Origin of the sequence: Odoribacter sp. AF15-53, assembly GCF_003479425.1 — a bacterium.
GTDB lineage: Bacteria > Bacteroidota > Bacteroidia > Bacteroidales > Marinifilaceae > Butyricimonas.
The window spans coordinates 690,976-716,037 of record NZ_QUHC01000002.1; the positions used below are offsets into that span (position 1 = coordinate 690,976).

At 44.1% G+C, this 25,062-nt stretch carries 17 protein-coding genes; 1 reads left to right on the plus strand and 16 read right to left on the minus strand.

Going from position 1 to position 25,062, the window contains the following annotated elements:
* Positions 1 to 2 precede the first annotated feature (2 nt).
* The 12 genes from DWW52_RS07335 to DWW52_RS07390 all read right to left on the minus strand — a co-directional run bounded on the left by DWW52_RS07335 (position 3) and on the right by DWW52_RS07390 (position 17,240).
* Entirely contained in the window at positions 3 to 2,321 is a 2,319-nt protein-coding gene (locus DWW52_RS07335; protein ID WP_118714805.1) for a DPP IV N-terminal domain-containing protein, read from the minus strand.
* A 114-nt stretch (positions 2,322 to 2,435) separates the two neighbouring features.
* Entirely contained in the window at positions 2,436 to 4,088 is a 1,653-nt protein-coding gene (locus DWW52_RS07340; RefSeq protein ID WP_118714806.1) for a PKD-like family lipoprotein, read from the minus strand.
* Between the two features lie 12 nt (positions 4,089 to 4,100).
* Positions 4,101 to 4,859, minus strand: a complete 759-nt coding sequence (locus tag DWW52_RS07345; protein ID WP_118714807.1) for a DUF4843 domain-containing protein — start codon at positions 4,857 to 4,859, stop codon at positions 4,101 to 4,103.
* 6 nt (positions 4,860 to 4,865) lie between these two features.
* The gene (locus DWW52_RS07350; protein ID WP_118714808.1) at positions 4,866 to 6,395 is read right to left on the minus strand and encodes a RagB/SusD family nutrient uptake outer membrane protein; all 1,530 of its coding nucleotides are present in this window, start codon (positions 6,393 to 6,395) and stop codon (positions 4,866 to 4,868) included.
* A gap of 12 nt (positions 6,396 to 6,407) precedes the next feature.
* Positions 6,408 to 9,857, minus strand: a complete 3,450-nt coding sequence (locus DWW52_RS07355) for a SusC/RagA family TonB-linked outer membrane protein (RefSeq protein ID WP_118714809.1) — start codon at positions 9,855 to 9,857, stop codon at positions 6,408 to 6,410.
* Between the two features lie 107 nt (positions 9,858 to 9,964).
* Positions 9,965 to 11,155: a FecR family protein gene (locus DWW52_RS07360; RefSeq protein WP_118714810.1), complete on the minus strand. Its 1,191-nt coding sequence runs from the start codon at positions 11,153 to 11,155 to the stop codon at positions 9,965 to 9,967.
* Positions 11,156 to 11,240: 85 nt separating this feature from the next.
* The gene (locus DWW52_RS07365) at positions 11,241 to 11,813 is read right to left on the minus strand and encodes an RNA polymerase sigma-70 factor (RefSeq protein ID WP_118714811.1); all 573 of its coding nucleotides are present in this window, start codon (positions 11,811 to 11,813) and stop codon (positions 11,241 to 11,243) included.
* Positions 11,814 to 11,959: 146 nt separating this feature from the next.
* The gene (locus tag DWW52_RS07370) at positions 11,960 to 12,376 is read right to left on the minus strand and encodes a DUF2721 domain-containing protein (RefSeq protein ID WP_118714812.1); all 417 of its coding nucleotides are present in this window, start codon (positions 12,374 to 12,376) and stop codon (positions 11,960 to 11,962) included.
* A 4-nt stretch (positions 12,377 to 12,380) separates the two neighbouring features.
* Entirely contained in the window at positions 12,381 to 13,217 is an 837-nt protein-coding gene (locus DWW52_RS07375) for a patatin family protein (protein WP_118714813.1), read from the minus strand.
* Positions 13,214 to 14,716 (minus strand): glucose-6-phosphate dehydrogenase, encoded by a 1,503-nt coding sequence (gene zwf, locus DWW52_RS07380; RefSeq protein WP_118714814.1) that lies wholly within the window; start codon positions 14,714 to 14,716, stop codon positions 13,214 to 13,216. The genes DWW52_RS07375 and zwf overlap by 4 nt, the downstream gene beginning before the upstream one ends.
* A gap of 11 nt (positions 14,717 to 14,727) precedes the next feature.
* Entirely contained in the window at positions 14,728 to 16,203 is a 1,476-nt protein-coding gene (gene gnd / locus DWW52_RS07385) for a decarboxylating NADP(+)-dependent phosphogluconate dehydrogenase (RefSeq protein ID WP_118714815.1), read from the minus strand.
* Between the two features lie 128 nt (positions 16,204 to 16,331).
* Positions 16,332 to 17,240 carry a PLP-dependent cysteine synthase family protein gene (locus DWW52_RS07390; protein ID WP_118714816.1) on the minus strand — a complete coding sequence of 303 codons (909 nt, stop codon included), beginning with the start codon at positions 17,238 to 17,240 and terminating at the stop codon, positions 16,332 to 16,334.
* 411 nt (positions 17,241 to 17,651) lie between these two features.
* Between DWW52_RS07390 and DWW52_RS07395 the strand changes: the two genes are divergently transcribed.
* Positions 17,652 to 19,289, plus strand: a complete 1,638-nt coding sequence (locus DWW52_RS07395; protein WP_118714992.1) for an ABC-F family ATP-binding cassette domain-containing protein — start codon at positions 17,652 to 17,654, stop codon at positions 19,287 to 19,289.
* Positions 19,290 to 19,450: 161 nt separating this feature from the next.
* Here DWW52_RS07395 and nagB read toward each other — a convergent pair whose 3' ends face one another.
* The 4 genes from nagB to DWW52_RS07415 form a co-directional block, all read right to left on the minus strand.
* Positions 19,451 to 21,373, minus strand: coding sequence for a glucosamine-6-phosphate deaminase (gene nagB / locus DWW52_RS07400; protein WP_199691972.1), 1,923 nt, complete (start codon positions 21,371 to 21,373; stop codon positions 19,451 to 19,453).
* Between the two features lie 26 nt (positions 21,374 to 21,399).
* Positions 21,400 to 22,584 (minus strand): ROK family transcriptional regulator, encoded by a 1,185-nt coding sequence (locus DWW52_RS07405; protein WP_233556758.1) that lies wholly within the window; start codon positions 22,582 to 22,584, stop codon positions 21,400 to 21,402.
* Between the two features lie 236 nt (positions 22,585 to 22,820).
* On the minus strand, positions 22,821 to 23,726 hold the full coding sequence (locus DWW52_RS07410) for a cation diffusion facilitator family transporter (protein WP_118714818.1): 906 nt from the start codon (positions 23,724 to 23,726) through the stop codon (positions 22,821 to 22,823).
* 202 nt (positions 23,727 to 23,928) lie between these two features.
* Entirely contained in the window at positions 23,929 to 25,017 is a 1,089-nt protein-coding gene (locus DWW52_RS07415; RefSeq protein ID WP_118714819.1) for a thioredoxin family protein, read from the minus strand.
* Positions 25,018 to 25,062: the final 45 nt, after the last annotated feature.

The window sequence follows — 25,062 nt, forward strand, 5'->3', positions numbered from 1 at the left end:
CTCTATTTTTCAATTGTACTTTCATAATCAGCAGATGAATCACCCAGTAAATATTTTGCAAAATGAGCCCACAACTTTCGTTCAAAGAAAGCATCGGCATCTCCTTGGAAACCATGCCCGTTTCCGGGTAACACGATCATATCAAAATTTTTCTTTGCTTTGATTAAGGCGTCAACCATTCGCAAAGTATTCGCAGGATGCACATTTTTATCCATATCGCCCGTGACTAATAGCAAATGTCCTTTCAAACGTTTCGCCAATTCCATGTTTGTCGGCACTTTACAAGAATAGGAATATACCGTACTGTCCTTCCCGTCTTTACCTTTCACGGTATCGACAGACTCACGAACACCATGATAGATTTCAGACCATCCCCGGTTAAATATATTATTATCATGATTTCCCGCGGAAGACACGGCTGCCGTGTAGAAATCAGGATAAGTACAAATTGCAGCCGTCGACATGAATCCACCCCCGGAATGCCCAAAAATCCCGACCTTGGTAATATCGATATAAGAATAACGATCAGCCAATTGTTCTATGACATACTTATCGTCAGCCAAAGGATAATCCCGCAAATTACCATACCCATACCGATGATAAAATTTCCCGCGTAACGGACTCCCACCCCGATGTCCCACCGCCATCACGATAAAACCAAGTTGTGCCAACCTCATGTTATAACTGTCATTTAGCTGGAATGAGGTATTCACGTACTCGAAAAATGGACCGGGATACACGGAGGAAATAATCGGGTATTTCTTGTTCGGATCAAAATCTGCGGGTTTCCACATAATACCATATAAATCTGTTATTCCGTCAGCCGCTTTCACAGTAAAGCGTTCCGGGGCACGCCATCCCATCTCCCGCAAACGCCGGGTATCCGGTTTTGCCAATTCCATAATTACTTTTCCCTGATTACTTTTCAATACAATTTTAGGTTCCATATCTACCCGTGAGTAAGTGTCCACAAAATAACGCCGGGTGGACAGAAATGCAGTACTGTGCTGGGCGTTCTCCGGTGTCAACAGCGTAACTCCCTCCCTGTCTATGTGAGCCTTATAAAGTATGTAATAATAAGGGTCTACCTCTTTTTCCCGACCATATCCATACAAATAGAGCGTGCGACCCACGGTATCGATAGCGGCTATTTGCCCGGCGACCCACGGACCGGAGGTAATCACGTTTTTCAGACGCCCTTCTCCGTCATAGTGATAATAATGTCCCCACCCTGTTCTTTCGGAACGAAACAGAATATCTTTTCCATCATTCAATATGACGGTATTCTGCATATGATAATCCCGATAGGGCTTATCGACTTCATGTATTAATTCTTTCACCTCCAAGGTTTCCGTGTTTACCACGCAAATATCTATTTCATCCCACGTACGTTTAAAACGCTGGAAGAAAAGCTTATCCCCTTTCTCCCCAGGTTGGATCACTTGAATATACTGATCCGTCCATTTATCGGCAGGGACCCGGTTGGCTGTTTTTTCCCCGGCATCAATAATCCACAGCTCGTACTGGCATAAATCTTTTTCGCCGGGCATCTCATAACGATATTTCTCCAAAGTGGGACGCTTCATCAATGAATTTATCACGAACATATCCTGTAACTTACGGCTATCTTCCCGCACCACATAAATATGTCTGGAATCTTTAAACCATCGGGCATTGGTTTCGGCTTCTCCCTCCTTATCATCCTCGGGGTCCCGTGCAAAAGAATAATACTTTTCTCCGTCAGTCGTCAACTGAATCTCCGTGGTATCCATCCCTCTATTTTTATTTCCCCGCACATACAGATTATGATTTTTCGCGTACAATATGTATTTCCGGTCCGGCGAGAAAGTCATCCAGGAATATATAACTTCATTGTCTTCCTCTGAATTCTTCTTTTCTTCCAACGGCCGTACTTTTTTCGTCTTAAAATCAAACTCATAATGACCATCCATAGAGAAGGTCATCTTGGACAAATCTTTAGAAAACTCCATATCAGAAATCCTTAAATCTTTCTCATTATAAGCTTTGCGTGTGATCAAACTAACCCCTTGTGCTATATCCGTGGGATTAAAAAGCAACCGCTTCTCTCCTTTTGCCGGATCGACAAAATAGAAGTTTCTCCCCTCTTCCGTAACAAACTCAAACCAAAACTTGTCCGAATCATTGATTTGCCGGGGAAATATACCCATGCTGTATTTTCCTACCAAGCTACCAAATGAAACATTCCGTAATTTTTCTGCCAACTTATAATTTGCTTTTTGTTGGGCATATCCGCTCACAAACAATAATAGCAATGACAATAATACAAATACCCTTTTCATATCATCGATTGATTTACATACAATTAACAAACGATCTATTCTTTTTTTTTACACACAAAAGAAGACACGAAGGGAGCAAAGCTCCCCCCGAAATCAATATACTAAAACAACATATTAATACAAACCGCCAGCCCCCGGTCGACTTCCGCTACCAAATTTATACTTGATATCCACAATCTCCCCGAAACCGTCTTTATGATATATTTCCACTAACTCGGCAGTTTGTTCCGCATTATCATATTTCACTTCAAAAACATACACATCCCCGGCCTTCAAAGCTACAGCCAAATGAGCGTTGAGAGTCTTGTAATACGTGTCATAATCTTTCACGGCAAGTCCGACAATCTCAGAATCAAATTCCGGGAGAGAAGTTAAATTAAAAATAAATTTATCCCAATAATTATAAATATTCAATTTATTACCGGAAGCTACCACTAATAACTCCTGCCAGGGCAGCAATGCAGCACATCGATAATCGTTCATAATGGAAGCGGGTAATTCCCCGTATTCACTCGACTCGACAACCATCTTATGCCCCGGTTTATAAGTATAATCCGCTCTATTGAGTTCATAACGATGCCAATAATAATTCCCGTTTTGGTGAAGGATTGAAAAATAGGCAGGAGGAGCATAATATCCACCCGCTTCATTCGCCCAAGTATGGAACACGAACTCTCCTTCTACATTTTTAAATAAAAAAGGATGCTCATCTTGAGAGAGATTTACCAATTCCAAATAAGAACCAACGTGATTTGCAGGTAATATTGTATAGCTATTATCATTAGAAGCGCATTCCCCATCGTCCATGATGCCGAAATAAGTATTGTTCTCGTCAATTCCGACAATCAAGAAATTTCCATAGTTGTCGCCCTTGTAATACGGCAATAATGCTTTTACTTTCTTACCGTTCAAACTAGGATCTTTCAAATAAAATCCGGAATGCAAGTCAATAGCAACAAAGAGATTAGCCAAATAAATATAGTTGTCGGCATTTAACAGCCATTTCCCGTCATAACTCAATACGGCATCCACCGGGTCAAAATTATCCGGGACTCCATCAAAAAATTCATTCTTCGCATACCCCACCGGAGTCAAATTATTCCCATCCAATTCGACAGCCCCACTCTCCTGTAAAACCATCACTTCATCCTCCACGGCGATTCCAGGTGCCGTGGGATAAATAAAATTCTCAATCAATTTACGAGGTCCCTGCCCTAAACCGGGCGCAACATTCATCGCTTCTCCTACATAAACAATTGTATCCTTTGATTGCTCTTTTCCATCAACGACCACTGTTTTTGATTGTTTCTTAGATAAAATCAATGACAATTGCGACTCGTTGCCAGCAGATTTTGACAGAATCATCCAGCCATTTTTCCATGGGGCTACAACCGCCACTTCAATTTCCTTGGAAAACGTAACGCCACTTTTATTATCCGTTGCACAGAATAACAAGCTGAAATCACCCAACTGCTCTGCCGTATACGTGTAGTTCAATTGATCGCTCAACAAGGTCATTTTCTCTTCTTCCCCCAAATACCAGGCATAGGAAGCATCCGGATTCAAAGTATCGATAGAAAAACGCACCTCGGGTTCAAACCTAATTTCTTCATCAGGATATAATGTATATTTATCCTTTACATTTTTCACTCCATCACGATTCCAATTTTCAAAATCATTTAAATCCTTATAATCGTAGTTACTCTTATCGTCCAAGCAACCCACCGTAAACAATAGAATGAATATATATATCAAATTCTTTTTCATAATTACTCGTTTTTATCCAACTGCAGGAATAACCAATTCATTACCTTTTTCATCTTTTAGCGGAGCCTTTCCCGAAGCGATATTATCCGGATCATTATTGAATGCTTCGATCCGGTATTTCAGCCGTAAAGAATATTTTTTCAGGATCATTTTGTCCTGTCCGTCAAACTCCACCCCGTCTTTTGCCAATTCTTCCAGAAACATCGTATATTTCGTTTCCGAATACTCCCCTAAATAGAGATGTTCTGCAATATTATACTGGGGAACGCCGCCATAACCTCCATCCCACACGATCCACCACTGGGGACGCTCTAGTTTATCGGAAACCAAGATGATCGCCCGACTATACTTATCATCCCCCTCTCTGACCAATTCCGTTTCGTCAACTTTCAGCATCAAACGACAAATCTTTTCTTTCAACAAATCTCCATTCAATAAAACGATTTCTATCGTGTCCTGTGCTTGCCCCGCGGGGAAAATACATTTCTCCGGCAACACGTACAGTTCGGAAGGCAAGGTTGTAAATTCTTCGTCTGCCGACACTGTGTACTCCCGCTCCTTTGTTAGCCAAACACCGTTAGACTTCATCGGAATTTTCATGTGAATTTCCCCGCTAGGAAAAGCTTTGAACGAATAAGTCGTACTATCAGCAGTAGCATCTGCCGCAAAGTACACGTAAAGCGTATCCTCGGAATACTCCATTACATTTTTCTCGCTACAAGCCGAGATGACGCACATCCACGCAAATACCAATAATATATGCTTTCTCATAATCCATTATTTTATATTAGTTTCGATATCCGGAACAGGAACGACAAACACCTTTTCCGCAGCCTCAATAAAACCGCCTTTTTCCGACGGGATATTTTTATTCAAACGCTTATAAATAAAATAAGTCTGTCCTTCACCCAGCCATTCCCGACGCATATCATTAATCAAAAGATCCATAAAGTCATCCGTATTAGCACTTGTTATCTGCTTCACGGACACGTCAGCATCCTTTAAACCGCGACACTTCTTTACATAGGACAGATAAGTCTTTGCCTTGGTCAATCCTTCCGCACCCCGTTTGCACAAAATCTCGGCAGCAGTATAATACATTTCGCTCATCCGGATAAACGGGACAATATGATCGGAAACATCTATCACCGTTGCCGTCGAACCGGAAGTCATCGCTTCGTATTTTCTAAACCGGTAATTTGAATGTTGATTTTTCATATCCTCAATCCAGTATGTGAAACGATAATCGTTACTCTTCACGATCTCCTCTTTTTCAACCTTCGTTTTGTACAAATCTTCTCCAAAATAATTTTTCTCGATCTCAGAAACACACAAGTAATAAGCCTTACTTTCATTGTCCATGATATTTACTGCTGAATTATACTTCAACAAGTCAATGACGTGCAGCCCGAATATAACATCCGAATAGCATTTCCGATCTCCATAGGAATACCTGTTGGCAATACTAAAAGCCCCTTTCTTCGCGGCAAAATTAATCACTTCACTAGCTTGCTCCAAAGCCTCGTCCTCTTTCTGCGCATACAAATATACTCGTGCCAATAAAGCCGTTGCAGCCCAATAATTCAAGTGGAAACCTCTACGACCGAGAAACGTATTCCCCGCGATTTCAAAATTATCATTCCTACTGAAAGTTCTTGCCGTATCAATTTTCCACAACAATTGCTTTGCTTCTTTCAAATCTTTAGCAATCAAGTCCAGGCATTCATCAACCGTCTTCGGCTTTGAAACATAAGAGGGATAGGTATCTACATAAGGGATAAACTTACGTTTCTCGGGATTGGCAGCAGGAGCAGGAGCAAATAAGCGCAACATATCAAACTGTATGAAAGCACGCAATGCCAACGCCTCACCCCAAATCATAGCTTTCTCCTGACCTTTTCTATCAAATATCTCAGGATCAGCATTTTCAATCTGTTGTACCAAATTATTACAATTAGCCACAACATTATATGCTTCTTGCCAAATAGAAGTAATTACCGGCTTGAACGCATAATAATCCCATGCGTACTTTTTAGCACCGTACTCCAAGTCATTTACACTACCGGATTTATTATAAGCATACACTTGCCCCAACGCATCCGCAACTCCCCATGTCAACTGTTTCCCATACAGATTCTGCGACTCCATGCTATAATAAATACCATTCAAAGCATGGCGGAAGCCATTACCCGTGGTGAACAATTCCTCCTCGGTAATCTCGTCTTCCGGTTCCACATTCAACCATCCATTACATGACGACATAAAGAATGGCAAGATAAAAATTAAATATAATAATTTATTTCTCATATTTTCAATTTACTAGAAAGTTGCACGTAAAGAAAAATTCACCGTCCGGGCAAAAGGATAACTGGTTCCCCGCTCCTGCTTGATAGTCGATAAACGGAATAACTCATTTGTACTTGCTTCCAGGCGAAGGGTCTTCAAGTAAATCTTACGCAACCACGCCGGATTAAAATCATAACTTAAATTCAAAGCACTCAGAGATAAAACATTCTCATCCTGCACAAAACGAGAAGTCGGCAAGGTAACACTGTTCATATCTTGTATATCCTTCAAAGGCGCAATATCACCCGGCTTTTCCCAACGTTGAGTCAGCACCCGTTTGTCCACGTTGCTTCCCTGTATATCCGCATTCTCGACATTCATAATTAAAGTTTCATTATACGTTTGCTTTCCCCATTCATAAGCGAATGAAACAAACAATGAAAGATTCTTATACGTCGCATTTATTCCAAAAGAACCACTCGCCTTGGGCTCAGTATCTCCAAGTACAACCTCCTCGCTGGCTTTCCACACGTTACTGGCTTTACCGTTGCGATACAAGTATAACTCCTTTCCGTTAGTAGGATCGATACCTAATGAGCGTACACCATAAATAGCCGTCAAAGAAGCTCCCTCTTCATATTTCATGATCGGCTTAACAAAATCTTCATATGTTTTCCCTCCCTTAATCCATGCACTCGTCGGTGTTTGACTCTCTTCCGCAAGTTCATAATGCTCGTTTACTTGAGAATTATACGCTTTCAAGGCATCCGACACTTTCAATATCTCATTTCTATTATGATTCAAATTACCCCATAAAGCCACGTTCCAATCTTTATTTTTCATTACATCGAAGCGAAACTGAATATCAAATCCTTTATTCAAAGTTTCTCCCAGATTACTTTTATAAGAAGAGAATCCGGAAGATCCCGGAAGAGTCACGTCTGTGATCAAATCCACCGTTTTATTGTAATAATAATCGAAAACAAAAGAGATCCGATTATTCCAAAATTCCAAATCCGTACCGACATTCAATTTATTCGTCGTTTCCCATTTCAAATCCCTGTTTCCCAACGCTTTCAGTGCGACACCAAACCCACTGATATACCAACGATCGAAAGTCTTATAAACCGTCCGCGCACTATAAGACGGGAAATTCACTTTACCGGTTTGCCCGTACGAAACACGGAGTTTCATGCGATTAATGATTTTACTATTCCGCAAAAAGTTATATTTGTGAACGTTAATACCCGTTCCCAACGACCAGAACGGAGCCCATTTCTGATCCAATCCGAATTCGGAAGAACCGTCAAAACGTGCGGATACATCTGCCAGATAAATATCGTTCCAGGTATAATTCGCCATCAACAGGAATCCAGCCAAACGACTCGCACTCTGTGTTTTGTTCGGCTTTAGTGTAATTTCTGCAGCATAATTGGGTGAATGGTATTCCCCGGAAGGAAACCCGCGATAGTGACTGGAAGTACTCTCGGAGAAACGGGAAGTTGTATTCATCACCGCCGAGGCATTGATCGCGTGACCGCCGAACACTTTCGAAAAATACGCCCCGACCTGTACATCCCAATTGGTAGATTCCCCTTTCACCAAATAAAGGTCGCCCGCCAATTCCTTATCTTCACCCAGTGTTTTAGACGTCGAATTCGAGGAAAGAGGATCAATGAAACGCTCTCTCCTGTTAAACTCTTTCGTTATGGCAAATTGCCCTTTCAGGTATAAATAATCGGTCAAATACCAACGTGCCATTAATCGTTCTATAAACACATCCCCTTTTTCAACCTCAAAATTATTCAAAAGGGCTTCATACAATGGGTTATTCAATTTTGTATCCCGATGAGGTATCGTGGAAAATTCCAAAGTACCTTCAATCACCTTCCCATTTTTATCATAAGGACGATCATAAGGCTGCAAATGTGCATAATCGGAAAAATCACCATAAGGAGATTCATTTGCTTTCGTGTAATTATACTCGATATAGTTCACAACCTGCAAATTCTTAAGCCGGTAATCCACGTGAAATCCTAAATTCATCGTATTCCGGTAAGAATCCTTCATAACACCATTGTTATTATTATAGGAAAGATCAAGCCCATAACGTAAATCAGCATTCCCTCCCTCGATAGACAGACTATGCTTGTGATTCACAGCATTCCGTAGAGGCAGAGATAACCAATCCGTGTTCACTCCTTCTTGAACCCGCAATAAACGTTCATTATATGCATCCAATGCTTGCTTCCAAGTTATAAAATACTTAGGCGTATAAAGCCCTGCCTTCGTTTCTATTTCCAATTTTTCTCTAGCCGTGGCTAAATTATAATCCGAAAGATCAGGCATAGAAACGGTTCCGGTCATACTATAAGAAATAGTCACCTCTCCCGGCTTGGGTGCGACAGTCGTAATCACGACAACGCCATTCGCCGCACGAGAACCATACATGGCAGTGGCAGCCGCATCTTTCAATATCTGAATATCTTCCACCCGCATTGGATCCATATCATACACCTTCTGCACGCCCACCTCGAACCCGTCCATGATAAAAATCGGAAGGTTCGGATTATTTTTCAAAGAGGATTTTGACAACGCATCTTTATCCAAGTCTTTCACCCCTATACCCGAACGACCGCGTATATATATTTCAGGAATCGCATTCGGGTCTGATCCCCATTTATTACTTTGCTGAATCCGAAACGATGGGTCATAAGAAGATAATGCTTGAATAACATTCGTGGCAGACGCCTTCAATAAATCCTCACGTTTCACGGAAATCGAACTACCCGTAAAACTTTCCTTTTTTATATTACCGTATCCAGTAACGACCACTTCATCCATCTCTTTCACATCATCCTTCATTGTGATTACCAATTCTTTCTCATCGTTATTCCGATTGTTACTCAAATGATGATTGATTGTTTCCATCCCAATGAACGAGAATACCAGTACCGTACTATCCATTTTAGGTATTTCTATTTTGAACTTACCATCGACATCTGTTATTACTCCCAATTTAGTACCTCTTATAAGAATAGTAACACCCGGCAATGGTAGACCTTTCACATCTATCACCTTACCTTTTACCAATCGAGGTTTTCCCGCCGTTTTCTCATCTTTTACCGGAGTAATAATGACTACATCATTTTGAATTACATAAGACAAAGGAGTATCTTTCAATAATTCATTCAATACTTCTTCTAAAGTTGCATCTTTCACCTGCAAATCTCGTCTTCCAAACTTCACGACTTCTTCCACTTGATACAAAAAACGATAACTTGTTTTTTGGCTCATATCCGTGATCGCCTGGTCAATAGTAACATTTTTCAAATTCATCGTCAATCTTACAACCTGAGATTTCGCATCTACTTGCAGGAAGAAGAGAAACGTAAACAGAAGAAGAAGGCCGCGTTTAAAAATAAATCGCATCTTTTTAAATCTTTGCATCCCGCTAAAGACTTCGATTCCGTTTTTTTTCATACTTTTACATGCTTAATGATTAATAATTGACTTTTTAATCGTTATTAAAATTCACCTAGGAGCAGAAAATAGTACCAATATTTTCTGCTCTTTATATATAACAACATCTATTTAGATATTTTACTCACAAACACCGTTCTATCTTTCACCTCGAAATGTACCCTAGTAGCTTTCTCTAACATATCCAATATCTCTGTAAAATCCTCATACCGAGCTAATTCTCCGGAGAAGTGATATTCTTTCAACTCCGGGTTTACCCAAAATACATCAATATTATACCAACGCCCCAAACAAATCATAATATCCTCCAACGTGTTATTCAATAACACAAACCGTCCATCCTTCCATGCGGAATAAAGGCTTGCATCTACCGGACGAACGACAAGTTGCTTAACGTCACTATTATATACAACTTGTTGATTCGGTTGAATCTTCACACTTTGCTTTCCGTCATACACCCGTACTAATCCTTCATTCAACGTAGTTTCCACATTTTTTTTATCCGGATAAGCTTGCAAATTAAATTGAGTTCCCAATACCTCGACAGAAATCTTGTTATCCGCATTCACAACAAACGGACGCGAGACATCTTTTTTAACAATAAAAAAGGCCTCTCCTCGTAAAAATACATCCCGCTCGTTTTTCCCGAATTTTACAGGGAATCGTATTTCAGAATCCGAATTCAAAATTACTTCCGTACTATCAGACAAAAATAATTTATATTCCCCACCACGAGGCACCCGGATCGTATTATACTCTAACACATTGTTTCCATCTTTTCCTGCAATTCCCTCATAAGAAACCTGCTGACGGTCATTCCTGACGACCATACCACTTCCCAATGAAATCAATTGCATTGCACTATCCTGCAACACGATCTCATCACCAGAAGAAGTAATTAAAACAGCCTTGGAACCACCCACCTCAATACGAGCTATCAGTTGTGCTGTCTCTTGTACTATCGGTTTTCTAAAAAGTCCCAAATAAAATCCTATCCCGACAAGTAAAATCATAGAAGCCGTTATACCCATCCACCAAGGTGATATACTTCTACGTTTATTCCGCACTCCCAACCGTTGCTTCATCATCTCCCACGTATCATCTACCTCCAAACATCCGGCATATAAATCCCTATCCGGAAGATTTTTTCCTTCAAAAATATGTTCGAATAGTTCCCGATTCCGAACATCCTCTTTCAGCCACTCCTCCAATTTTTCTTCTTCGGCAGGAAGAATTGTACCAATCATCTTTTTGGCAATCAAACAAGATATTTTATAATCTTTCGGATATACTATCATAAAACGTCCTAATTTAAACTATACTTCTATCTACAGAACGTCAAAATTTCAGAAAAGGATGAGCGGACTTTCCGTTTTTTTTCAATTATATTTTTGACAACAGGAGTAAGAGTACATAATAATAATCCTTCAACGTCACTCGAAGGACATCCATTGCTTTATATTTCAAAGATTTAACCGTGTTTACAGTAATTCCCAATTCCTCTGAAATTTCTTTATTCTGTTTACCCTCCAAACTTAATTTCATAATTCGGCGACTTTGAGCCGGCAAAGCATCGATTGCCTCATTAACAATCCGATATGTTTCCTCTTCAATCAATATGTCGCGAAAAAAGTATTCATGGTCAGCTGCACTCAAATTATCCTGAACAGGCATTTTTTTCTGCTTCCTCAAATAATCAAAGCATCTATTTTTTACAGCTACATATAAAAATATATCCGGCGTCACTTCGAAATCATAAGTTTCCCTCTTCTCCCACAAACGAATAAATACTTCCTGAGCAATATCCTTTGCAATATCCTCATCCCCGACAATACGGCAAGCGACCATACACATAGACAAGTAATATTTTTTAAATAAACCCTCATAAGCCTCAATATTGCCGGAACGAATGGAGTCAAATAAAAAATCATCACTATTTTGATCACTTCTAGACATCATTTTATGATTTACACCCAAAAAATACTCTTAAGGCCACAAAAATAGAGAAAAAAATGACAATAACAATTTTACGAATAATTACTACTCGTCCACAACACAAACTATTTTACAATAAAACGGATGGGCTAAAAACGCCAGTCTGTTTATTGAATCTCACCTTTTTCCTCATCCGGCAACACGTTATCCAGCCGGTATTCCAACGCCTTCACCGAAATAAGAATCTCTTTCACCGATATTCCCAACGAGATCACCAGAAGCAACAACGACAATCCGAAAGTATACACCGCTATCGTCTGCAAACCGATATAAATAAAGAACGTGCATATCACGCAAAGCAACAGGCTCATCACCCCGTATATCTGCATCGACCGGGCCATGTAAAGCCGCTTGCGCAAGTTATCAATCTGCAATTTCGTCATCGCATTCGGACGACTCTCGTGTTCCCCTTTCAAATTCCGAATCACCTGGGCATACGCCAGAAAACGATTGGTATACGCCAACATGATAAGCGATATAGCGGAAAACAAAATAGAAGGGGTCGTTAATGTCAACTCTTCCATACAATCAAATCATTAATGCCTTCCGGGCACATTCATACCCTTCATTATACAAACCAGTCAATTTCTCCACGTCTTGTTCGATACGGTCGACAACCAGCGGCTTTTCGGGACGGATAACGATCGCTTTCCCCTCCTCCTCCAGCTTCTCCACGAAATCAAGCGTCTCGTTATAATGTTTATTCTTTATCCTCAGACTCTCCCGCAAAGCCGGGTACTTACGGTACATAAACCAAGGGACCGACTTCTCCGCCTCGTCCTTCCTGTACCCTTTGTTACGAGTCAAAACTATCACGTTCCGCTCGAACCCGTCCGCTATCGCCTTCCGAATCGGAATCGCATCACAAATCCCCCCGTCCAACATAGGTTCATCGTCCACGTAAGAGATCGGACACACGAAAGGTAAACTACAAGATGCCCGGCAAATATTCAACAGCCGTACCGGATCATGCTTCTCCTCGAAATAATTCGCTTCTCCCGTCCGGCAGTTACTTGTCACCATGACAAAACGTTCGGGCGAACCGAAATAAGTATCGTAATCATACGGGATAATCCGGGTCGGAAACGCATCAAAAATCAGGTCAAAATCCATGATACTCCTCTTCGTGAAGAAATACTTCACCCCGATATAATGATATTTATCCAGCAAATCAATATTGCATATCTTTGCCCTCCCCCGTTGTCGGGAAGCATACGAAAGCCCGTTACAAGCCCCGGCAGAGACGCCTATCGTGTAAGGAAAACGAATATCATTATCCATCAGATAATCCAACGCCCCGGCAGTAAAAACACCCCTCATACCGCCACCTTCAAGCACCAATCCCGTGTGTGAATCTATCGTCATAACCAACAAACATTTTTATCTTCTTTCGAAACAGGAGGTTGTACATCCCAGACCCCGGTCAAATCAGGTCCCTCGCTCCCGGCAGGATACGTCAGCAAGCGTTCACCCGGATGCTCCTTCCAGTAATTCACGATCGGGTCGATAAACTTCCAGCTTGCCTCCAAAGCGTCATCCCGCGTGTAGAGCATTGAATCCCCGTGCATCGCATCCAGCAACAACCGCTCGTAAGCCCCCGGTAAATAATTATTACATAGCGAGGCATACAAGAAATCCATCCCTACCTGTTTCACCGTGAAACCTCCGCCCGGCATCTTCAACCCGAACTTCAACATCACGCCCTCATCCGGGGTCATGCGGATAATCAACTGGTTGCAGGAAGATCCCTCGCATTGCCCTTGGAACAACTTGTGCGGGGTAGACTTGAAATGAATTACCACACCGGAACGCTTATCCTTCAAGCGCTTTCCCGTGTATATATAGAACGGCACGTGACTCCAGCGCCAGTTATCAATAAAGACTTTCAACGCCACGTAAGTCTCCGTGTCGGAATTCGGCGCCACGTCCTTTTCCTCCAGGTACCCCGGAACTGCTTCTCCCCTCGACTCTCCGGCCCCGTATTGAGCCCGGATAACATTGCGGGGAATATCCTCGCCCGTCCATTGTCGAAGCGACTTCAACACCTTCACCGTTTCGTCCCGGATAACTTCCGGCTCCATCGTTGCCGGGGACTCCATCGCCACGAAAGCCAACAACTGCATCAGATGATTCTGGATCATATCCCGCAAAGCTCCCGTTCCCTCGTAATATTTCCCCCGCTTCTCGATGCCGAGTGATTCCAATGCATATATCTCCACGTAATCCACGTAATTCCGGTTCCACAGGGATTCGAATATCTCGTTGGCAAAACGTAAAACCAGAATATTCTGCACCGTCTCTTTTCCCAAGAAATGGTCGATCCGGTAAATCTCCTGTTCACAAAATACCTGCAACAAAGATTCATTCAACGCCCGTGCCGTTTCGAGACTCGTCCCGAAAGGTTTCTCCACCACGATCCGTTGCCAACCGCCCCGCTCCTTCACACCGGACAGACAACTCCGCCCGATATATCTCGTGATCGCCTGTTGCGAATCCGGTGGCGTGGCCAGATAATACACCACCCGCATCGGGATAGCGTTTTCCTCCATCAAGAACATCACCCGTTCCCCCAACTCATCGGCTCCCTCCACGGGATCAAAAGACTGGTAGAACACTTTCTGCAAGAAACGATCGACGTCCTCCCCGTTTATCCCCTTCTCGCCTTTCAACTCTTCCAACATCACGCGGATAGACAACCGAAACTCTTCATCGCTCATCTCCTTTCTCGAAGTTCCCAAAATAACAAAACGTTCCGGCAACATCTGCCGCACGTGCAACTCGTATAAAGAAGGCATCAACATACGCTTTGTCAAATCACCCGATGCCCCGAATATTACTAAAACCTGATCTTCCGGTCTATTCATAAATCTCGTTCTCACACATTATAAGTTCCTGAAACTGTCTTTCCGCCTTTCCCCGTCCAGTCGGTATGGAAAAACTTACCTCTCTCCGCATCCGTCCGCTCGTAAGTATGCGCCCCGAAGTAATCCCGCTGCGCCTGAATCAGATTGGCCGGTGAAATAAAATTACGCAGCCCGTCAAAATAACTCAACGCCGAGAAGAAACAAGGAGCCGCGATACCGTTAAACACGCAATCAACCACCACGCCTCGCAATGCCGGAAGCGCCCCTTCCATCATCTCGTGGAAAAAAGCATCGAACAAAAGATTCTCCAAAGCCCGGTTCTTCGTGTACGCCTGGGTAATCCTCTCCAAGAACACGGAACGAATAATACATCCTTTTCTCCATATCTTGGCAATCGTCCCGTAATCCAAATCCCAGCCGTAACGCTCGGAAGCCCGGCGCATCAACGAGAACCCCTGCGCGTAAGAAATCAACTTCGCGGCATAGAGAGCATCCCGCACGGCTTCAATCCCGGAAGTGTTCAACTTGATACAAGCCTCCATATCACCAACCTTTCCCGCCGGGTATTGCACGGAAGCTCTTTCCCGCTCACGTACCAACGTCGACATGAATCGGGCAAACACGGCCTCGGATACCAGCGTCAACGGATCGCCCTCATCCAACGCGGCCATCACGCTCCATTTCCCCGTTCCTTTCTGTCCGGCAACATCCAAGATATGATCCAACAGATAATCCCCATTCTCTTCCTTGTAACGCAATATATGTGACGTGATCTCGATCAGGAAACTATTCAACTCTCCCCGGTTCCACAACTCGAAAATATCTCCCAACCCGTCATTATCCAACCCGGTTCTCTTCTTCAGTATTGAATAAGCCTCCGCGATCAACTCCATATCCCCGTACTCGATACCGTTATGCACCATCTTCACGTAATGTCCGGCACCACCGGGCCCCATCCACTCGCAACAAGGCGAACCGTCTTCCAACTTCGCCGCGATCGCTTGTAATATATCCTTCACCAAAGGCCACGCGGTCACGGAACCTCCCGGCATGATCGAGGGACCGTTCAACGCACCCTCTTCTCCCCCGGAAATCCCGGCCCCGATAAAATAGAGCCCTTTCTCCTCCAACATCTTCACCCGACGTTCCGTGTCGTGGAAATCCGAATTTCCCCCGTCGATAATAACATCCCCCGGCGAAAGCCACGGTACTAACTGATCAATCAACTCGTCCACCGGGTTCCCGGCCTTCACCATCAACATGATCTTTCGCGGCAAACGGATCGACTCCACGAACTCCTCGATCGTGTACGTCCCGTGGAAACGCTTCCCTTTTCCCCGTCCCTCCACGAAACGGGTTACAACACTCTCCCGATCGGGATGCACCCGGTTATAAACAGAAACCGTGTACCCCTTGTTCTCCAGATTCAAGGCCAGATTCTCACCCATTACTGCCAACCCGATCAATCCTATATCTGATATTTGCATAATAACATATATTTATTCGTAACGATGTTTTACGATATTTCCAATTAATTTGTTCTCTTTTATACTACAATATCTATACCGAATCAAAAAAATGTCTAAAAAACAGGGAATATCAACACCCCGTTCCCCTAATAATCCGCTAAATCCCAAAACATCGAGGTACTCAAATACTTTTCCGCACGATCGGGGAAAATCACCACAATATTCCCCACATCAATCCGTTCAGCCGTCCGTAAGGCAGCCACCATGGCAGCCCCGCTACTCATCCCGGCAAATATCCCCTCTCGTGCAATAATCTCACGTGCCATGCGAATTGCCTCCTCGCTCTCCACCATGATCTGTATATCAATTCGTGACGGATCGTAAATCGCCGGAACAATAGCTTCCTCCATGTTCTTCAAGCCCTGGATGTAATGCCCTTTCACCGGGTGAGCACACACGACCTTTATATCCGGCTTACACCTCTTCAAGAAACGGGATACCCCCATGATCGTTCCGGAAGTCCCCAAAGCACTCACCAGATAATCAATCTCCCCTTCCGTCTGCTGCCATATCTCGATAGCCGTATTCTCGTAATGAGCCTGATAATTACCGGCATTACTAAACTGATCCGGCATAAAATACTTTCCGGGATTCTCCGCCACGAGTTGATGCGCCCGCCGAATAGCCCCGTCCGTCCCTTCCGCCGCGGGAGTCAGGATCACGTTACCACCGTACGAACGGATAATCTTTCGACGTTCCACGGACACAGCCTCGCTCATCACGATTTCCACGGGATACCCCTTCACGATCCCGATGATGGCCAACCCGATCCCCGTGTTCCCCGAAGTCGGTTCGATGATCGTTTTCCCCGGTACTAACCGTCCCTCTCGTTCCGCCTGTTCGATCATCTGCAAAGCGATACGATCTTTAATACTCCCCGTGGGATTGAACCCCTCCAACTTAGCGTAAATATTCACCCGAGGATTCAGATTAAAATTGTTAATACGCACCATAGGGGTATTCCCTATGGTTTCAAGAATGTTATTCTTTACCATCTTTCAATTTTAGATTTATGATTTTAGATTGACGTACCCTTCCGTGGAAAACGGAATTTGCCCATGATTAACACGCAAGTGATCTAGCAACAAAATACACGACTAAACCGGAAATCGTTCAATCACCGGAGTACGCGTAACTCTTATTAAAGAATGCTATTTACGGGATTAACATCGAGACAGACAACAACAGCAACAACAAGCCCGGTTATTCCCCTTGAACGACTCAAAGCTCATGACCTCCACTTGAAATTGATGCCCGAAAATAATTGTTGTCTTCATAGATTCAAATTTGCAATTTGCCTTACAGCTATTTATACCACAAATATAAACAAATTATCTTATATTCGCGACGCCATTTGGAAATGGTTCATCCATTTTCAATTTTCAACTTTCAATTTTCAATTAAATATGATTTCAGTAGACGGATTAACAGTAGAATTTGGAGACAGAGCACTTTTTAAAGACATTTCATTCGTGATTAACGACAAAGACCGTATCGCCCTCATGGGTAAAAACGGAGCGGGAAAATCTACCCTGTTGAAAGTCCTTGCCGGAGAAAGACAACCCAACCGGGGAAATGTTTCTTGCCCGAAAGACACGGTGATCGCTTATCTGCCCCAACACCTGATGACGCAAAACGAGCGTACCGTCTTCGACGAAACCGCACAAGCATTCGCCCATCTTTTCGAGATGGAGAAAGAGATTGAACGTTTGAACCAACAACTGACAGAGAGAACCGATTACGATTCTCCCGAATATTATAAACTGATCGAAGACGTGTCCGCACTGAGCGAGAAGTTTTATAGCGTAGACTCCACGCACTACGAGGCGGACGTCGAGAAAATACTCTTGGGGCTGGGATTCCAACGGGAAGACTTCAACCGCCCGACTTCCGATTTTAGCGGAGGTTGGCGTATGCGCATCGAATTGGCAAAAATGTTGCTCAAAAACCCGGACGTGTTGCTACTCGACGAGCCGACCAACCACCTCGACATCGATTCGATTCAATGGCTGGAAGATTTTCTCGTGAACAACGGAAAAGCGGTTGTCGTGATTTCCCACGACCGGGCTTTTGTGGATAATATCACCACCCGCACCATCGAGGTCACCATGGGACGCATCTACGATTACAAGGTGAATTACTCGCAATACCTCGTGTTACGCCAAGACCGCCGTATCCAACAGCAAAAAGCATACGACGAACAACAGAAGATGATTGCCGAAACCAAGGAATTTATCGAGCGATTCAAGGGAACTTACTCGAAAACCCTGCAAGTGCAGTCCCGGGTGAGAATGCTGGAGAAACTCGAAATACTGGAAGTCGACGAGGAAGATACTTCCGCTTTAAGATTAAAATTCCCGCCTTCCCCCAACTCCGGGAAATACCCCGTCTCGGCAGAGGAACTTACCAAAGATTACGACGGACACATCGTATTCCGAAACGCCAGCTTCACGATAGAGAAAGGCGAGAAAGTAGCCTTCGTGGGACGTAACGGCGAAGGAAAATCAACCCTCGTGAAATGTATCATGGGAGAGATACCCTATTCCGGAAAACTAACCTTGGGCTACAATGTCAAAATCGGTTACTTCGCCCAAAACCAAGCCTCGCTAATGGACGAAAACCTCACGGTCTTCCAAACCATCGACGACGTTACCCCGCTGGAATTAAAGCACAAGATAAAAGATATGCTCGGAGCCTTCATGTTCAGCGGTGACGACATAGACAAAAAAGTTAAAGTCCTCTCCGGTGGAGAACGAACCCGCTTGGCAATGATTAAACTATTGCTTTCCCCGGTCAATCTCTTGATCCTCGACGAGCCTACCAATCACCTGGACTTGCGCACGAAAGACATCTTGAAAGGAGCCTTGAAAGATTTTGACGGCACCCTCATCGTCGTGTCGCACGACCGTGATTTTCTCACCGGATTAGTTGAAAAAGTCTACGAATTCGGCAACAAGAAAGTCACCGAACACCTCGAAGACATCCAAGGCTTCTTGAGGAAAAAGAAAATGGAGAACTTAAAAGAAATTGAACGAAAAGCCTGATCGTTACCTCCCGGCTCAATTATTGTAACAGATATTCACTGTAATATCCGTTACAATAAATAACCTACAACATCCTCTGCCCCTCAATTCGCCGCGGACAATATGAAGAAACGGGGTCCCGTAAGACCCCGCTCCAGCAAAAAAAATATAAAACACAACATTTATTTCCGGTGTTGATAGCGCACAAAGACCTCCATCGCCTCGTATTCCGCCATACCTAATTTATTATACAGATCGGCCGTGTTGCGATTACGGTCTTCCGCCCGTTGCCAAAACTCACGGGGATCATCCCCCGGGTAAGCCGGCCCGTTATTCTGTGAACCGTGTTTATAGATCGCCTGCCGTTTAATCGACAACTCCGACGGGCTTACCGGCACGGCCATGTCCACTTTCTCGATCTCCCATTCCAACCAAGCCCCGCGATACAACCACGTGTAACAGTCTTTAAACCAATCGTCCTCACACACGATATCAAAGGCCTGCATGATCGCATCCAAACAAACACTATGCGTCCCGTGCGGGTCAGCCAAATCCCCGGCAGCATAAATCTGGTGAGGTTTAACCTCCCGTAACAAGTTCACGATAATATCAATATCCTCTTGTGCCAAAGGCTTCTTCTTCACGGAACCGGTCTCGTAGAAAGGCATATTCAAAAAATGCACTCTTTCCGAGGGTATTCCCATAAATCGACAAGCAGCCAAAGCCTCTGCCGAACGCAAGGCAGCCTTGTATTTTAATATCTCCTGAGGTTCATTCTCTGCCGGGTTCAGATCATGAATCGCCTTTTTCACTTGCTTGTACTTCTCGTTGGAAAGCCCCATATCCTGCGCGAACAAATCGGCAATATCCATCATCTCGTACAAATAATCGTCAAACACGGCAATATTCCCGGAAGTCTGGTACACGGCATGCACCTCATGCCCTTGCTCCACCAAACGAGCCTCCGTCCCTCCCATGGAAATCACGTCATCATCAGGATGCGGGCTGAAAATCAACACCCGTTTCGGGTAAGGATTCGCTCTTTCCGGGCGGGTAGAATCATCCGCGTTCGGCTTTCCTCCCGGCCATCCCGAAATGGTATGTTGCATATCGTTAAACACGGCTATATTCACCTTGTTGGCAGAACCAAAACGCTCAACCAAATCAAACAACCCGTTCTCCTGATAATCCCGATCTTCCACTTTCAGGATCGGCTTTTTCAATTTCTGGCAAAGCCGGATCACCGCCTTACGGATCAATTTATCATCCCACTCCACCTTACTCACCAACCACGGGTAATCGGCACGAGTCAATTCGCTGGCAGCACTCTCGTCGATCACGAACTGCACGTTCGGGTGCATCTGCAAGAACGTTGCCGGAACAGAATCCGAAACTCGCCCTTCCACGGTTGCCTTAATAATCGGGGCTTTCTTCTCTCCCCAAGCCATCAGGATAACCCTCCGGGCCTGCATAATCGTACCCACTCCCATCGTAATCGCTTTCGTGGGAACCAGATTCCGGCTTCCGAAATCCTTTATAGCATCTTTTATCGTTAAATCGTTCAAGAAAACCTTCCGAGTCTGCGAGGTAATAAAAGACCCCGGCTCGTTAAAACCGATATGTCCCGTACGACCGATACCCAATATCTGAAGGTCTATTCCCCCGGCAGCCTCTATCGCTTTCTCGTAATCCCGGCAGAAACGATCAATCTCGTCTCCTTCCAACGTCCCGTCCGGGATATGAATATTCTTGGGATCAATATCAATATGATCAAACAAATGATGATGCATAAAATAATGGTAACTCTGTTCCGACTCCTTCGGCATCGGTAAATACTCGTCCAAATTGAACGTCACCACATTACGGAAAGAGACTCCCTCTTCACGATGCATTCTCACGAGTTCCTCGTACAATTTGATCGGGGAAACCCCGGTCGCTAACCCCAGCACACACTTTTCACTACTAGCAGCTTTGGTTTGCACCAAATCCACTATCTCGCGAGCAACGGCCTTCACAGCCTTGTCCGCTGTCTCATAAATCTGAACAGGAATCTTTTCAAACCTGTTAGCACCCTCGCCCTTAGCGATGTAGTTCTTAGTAATCATCATATCATTTTTCTTTTATATACCTCTTAATAAAGCGAGTACCCGCATTCCGCATCATCGTACAAATGTTCCGTGACCATCATTAAAGTACCCAATATCGCCGAATAAGCGCCTAAGCTACTCATTCTTAACTCGCAATGGCCCCGCATGCGTGCCAACGCGTATTTATTAATCGCCTGCTGCACCGGAACGATCATCAAATCGCCCGCCTCGACAACACCCCCGCCAATCACCACCATATCCGGGTTAAACAAGTGTATCATCGTGGTAATCCCCTCTCCCAGTTTCTCCCCCGCTTGGTGCAACAAATCAATCGCCGAAATATCATCTTTCCTAGCCGCCTCGATAACAACTTGAAGCGGCATTCCTGCAACCTTCTCGATCGCCCGACCGGAAGAAACCGTCTCCAAACAACCGATCTTCCCGCAATGACAAGGTGCGTCCAACCCGGAGATACGAATATGTCCGAACTCTCCCGCCATACCTATTCCCCCACGATATAACTTTGAATTCAGTATCATACCCAAACCGATACATTCATTCACGCTAACACACAACACGTTATCAACCTCCTTCGCCACCCCGAAAGTGTGTTCCGCCATAGCCATCACGTTGGAATCGTTATCAATAAACACGGGGATATGCAACATTTCCTCTAAAATATGCTTTAACCCCGGATGTTCATACGTCAAATAAGTATACGAAGTTCCCTCCCGATCAATCAATCCCGGAAGAGCGAAACCCGCCATCTTAATCTTATCCCGGTTAATCTTCAACCGGCCGATCGTCTCGTCAATCTTCTCTTGAATATAACGAAGCGTGGCATCATCATCCTGTGCCTCCAGTATGGAAGGATATTCCAGGATACCCTCTATCGGTTCATTCTTCAAGTTAAAAATAGCAATCCTCAAATACTCGCGACCGACATCCACACCTAATATATAAGCCGCATCCGGATTCAAGGAGAACACGTGAGGGCGCTTCCCCCCGATAGAATTCCCACATCCCCGGTCAACAACCCATCCCTCGACGATCAACTCGTCAAGCATCCGGCTTATCGTCGGTGTCGTCACATTCGTCAGACGACAGATTTCCGGCTTGGACAACTCTCCCATCTTGTAAAGAAAACCGATAATTGTCTTTTTCTGCAAATATCGTTTCTCTTTCAAGCCCGGTAAAGAACCCTTATTCGTGATGTTCGAGTCGTTCATAGTCTTTCGCTTTTCAAAGAAATCATATATATTTCACCACAAATATAAGAAAAACTTTGTAAAATATTTTACAAAGTACCGTTTAAAATTAAAAATATTTTTCTTAGATAATCATATTCTCCCTCTTCCGGGAATAACACACTCTATTTCCCCGTCAGAAACAATGGTTATCCATCGACGATTCTTACCTCAAAGAGATCGTGAACACCCCCAACCCCATCGGACAAGCTACTCAATCACTCCACGGGGCAACTATAACATCCTTCCGTCTCGTACTCGATCTCCACGGTCAGATGATCAATACCCGCTTCCTTCAACCGATCCACCGCATCATGCTTTACCCGGATAACCTCTTCCCGGGAAGTATCGTCCGCGACAATCAAGTGTGCCGAAGCGATATTCTTTTCCCCGTCCAGCGTCCATACATGCAAATCATGCACCTCCTTCACCCCTGGCACTTCTTGCAAAATCGTCTTCACCTTATCTTCCGGCATGTGGTCCGGAGTTGCTTGCAACAGGATTCTAAAAATAGCGTACAGGTTCCGGCACACGTTCGTCAAGATAAATATTCCGATACAAATCGAGAGCAAGGGATCAATAAAATACCATTCCGTGTAACGAATAATCACGCTACCGATCAACACGGCCAGCCATCCTAAAACATCCTCCAGCAAATGCAACATCACGGCCCGTTGACTGATTGAATTTCCCTTCATCAATCGCAAAGCCGCAAAACCGTTCACGGCAAGCCCGGCTACCGCCAACCACATCATTCCCGAATAATTCACGGGAACCGGATGAAACAAACGGGGAATCGTTTCCATGAACACGAAAATCGAACCCACCAACAAAACGATAGAATTGATCAACGCCCCCAACGTCGAAAAACGCTTGTAACCATAAGTAAAAGTAACCGTCCTCTTCTTTTTAGAATAACGCTCCAAGAAAAAAGAAACCCCGATAGAAAAAGCATCCCCGAAATCGTGAACCGCATCGGAAATAATCGCGACCGAATTCGTCCACAACCCGCCAATAATCTCTATTATAGCGAATCCCAAATTCAAGAAAAAAGCGATCCCCAGATTCTTCGTGCTTTCTCCATGACTATGTTGATGTCCCGCATGTGAATGATCGTGTCCCATAAAATTATCTTCTAATCTGTAAAAATACTCATTTCACGCCAATATGTTTCATTACAATCACATTCCTTTCTAACAATTTTCAAAATTTTCTCCCAAAAACTTGATCAAAGCACTTTTCTTTCAAGAAACTTCGCCGCCCCTTCCCTACTCATAGTGAAGGTGGCGGCGAAACCAACGAAGGAGTTGAAGAAACACACATCTACTACTTCTTTATCTTACTCTCGATATCATCCAACATACGTCCGGCAAAAGAAACCACCGCCGGGGGTAACACGTTCAAATACGTCCGGACAAACTTGGACATCTGTTGCAGCACCTCCGGATCATCCGATTGCACCAGACGTGTCATATTCATAATCAATAAATTACGAGTCGTACTACTCAACGCTTCGAAATTCTCCCGGCACAACTTCAAGAAAGCGGCATCATCCTCCTTCACACGCCCCTCGATCAAGCGAAACATCGGCTCGTATCGATTCTTTTCCACCAACCCCAATTCCTGCACCTTCCGTTTCAAAGCCTGGTAATCCTCCTCCTTATACACTCCCTCTCGAAACATATAACCGGAAAAATAACGTCCTAATTCCAAATTATACAAATGTTCAATCTTATCGAGAATCAACTTACGCACAGAACCATCAAAATCATTCCGGTGTTCCACCATGAAAATCACCTTCTCATCCCTCAAATCCTGCGAGTAACGAGTAAACAGAAAAGAATTTTGAGCCTCCAATCGCTGCGCATCCGTCAACGAAGCATAATAATCGTTCACCACCTTAAAACCTTCCGTCTCCTTCTTCTGCTCCATCAAATATAGCGCATAACGATTTACCAGATCAGGCGCACGATCGCCACTGGCATAACGAGCCGCCAACCTATCCGGTGCGTACTCGGGATTCAACGCCTCCTCCATCTTGGCGACAAACTTATCCGCATTCATCGCCCCCCTCAACTCGGCCCGGACCTTTCCATTCGTATCCACCACGATAAACGTGGGATAGGCCGTAACATTAAAACGTTTGGCAAGATCTCGTCCCCCCTTCTCCGCATCCAACTTCAAACAAACAAACTTCCCGTTAAAATACTCCCCGACTTGCTTCTGCGGGAATACATCCCGTGACATCGTTCTGCATGGCCCGCACCAATCCGTGTAAAAATCCACAAACACCATCTTACGCTCCCGCTTTGCAGTCTCGATAGCCTCTTGCCACGAAAGTTCCCGAAATTTAGTCTGCGCGAAAGTTGTCATTCCCACGACTAAAATCATCGTCAATAAAATCAATTTTTTCATCTTGTCAAATACTTAAAGGCAAGAGGGTGTCAAAAATAATGACAC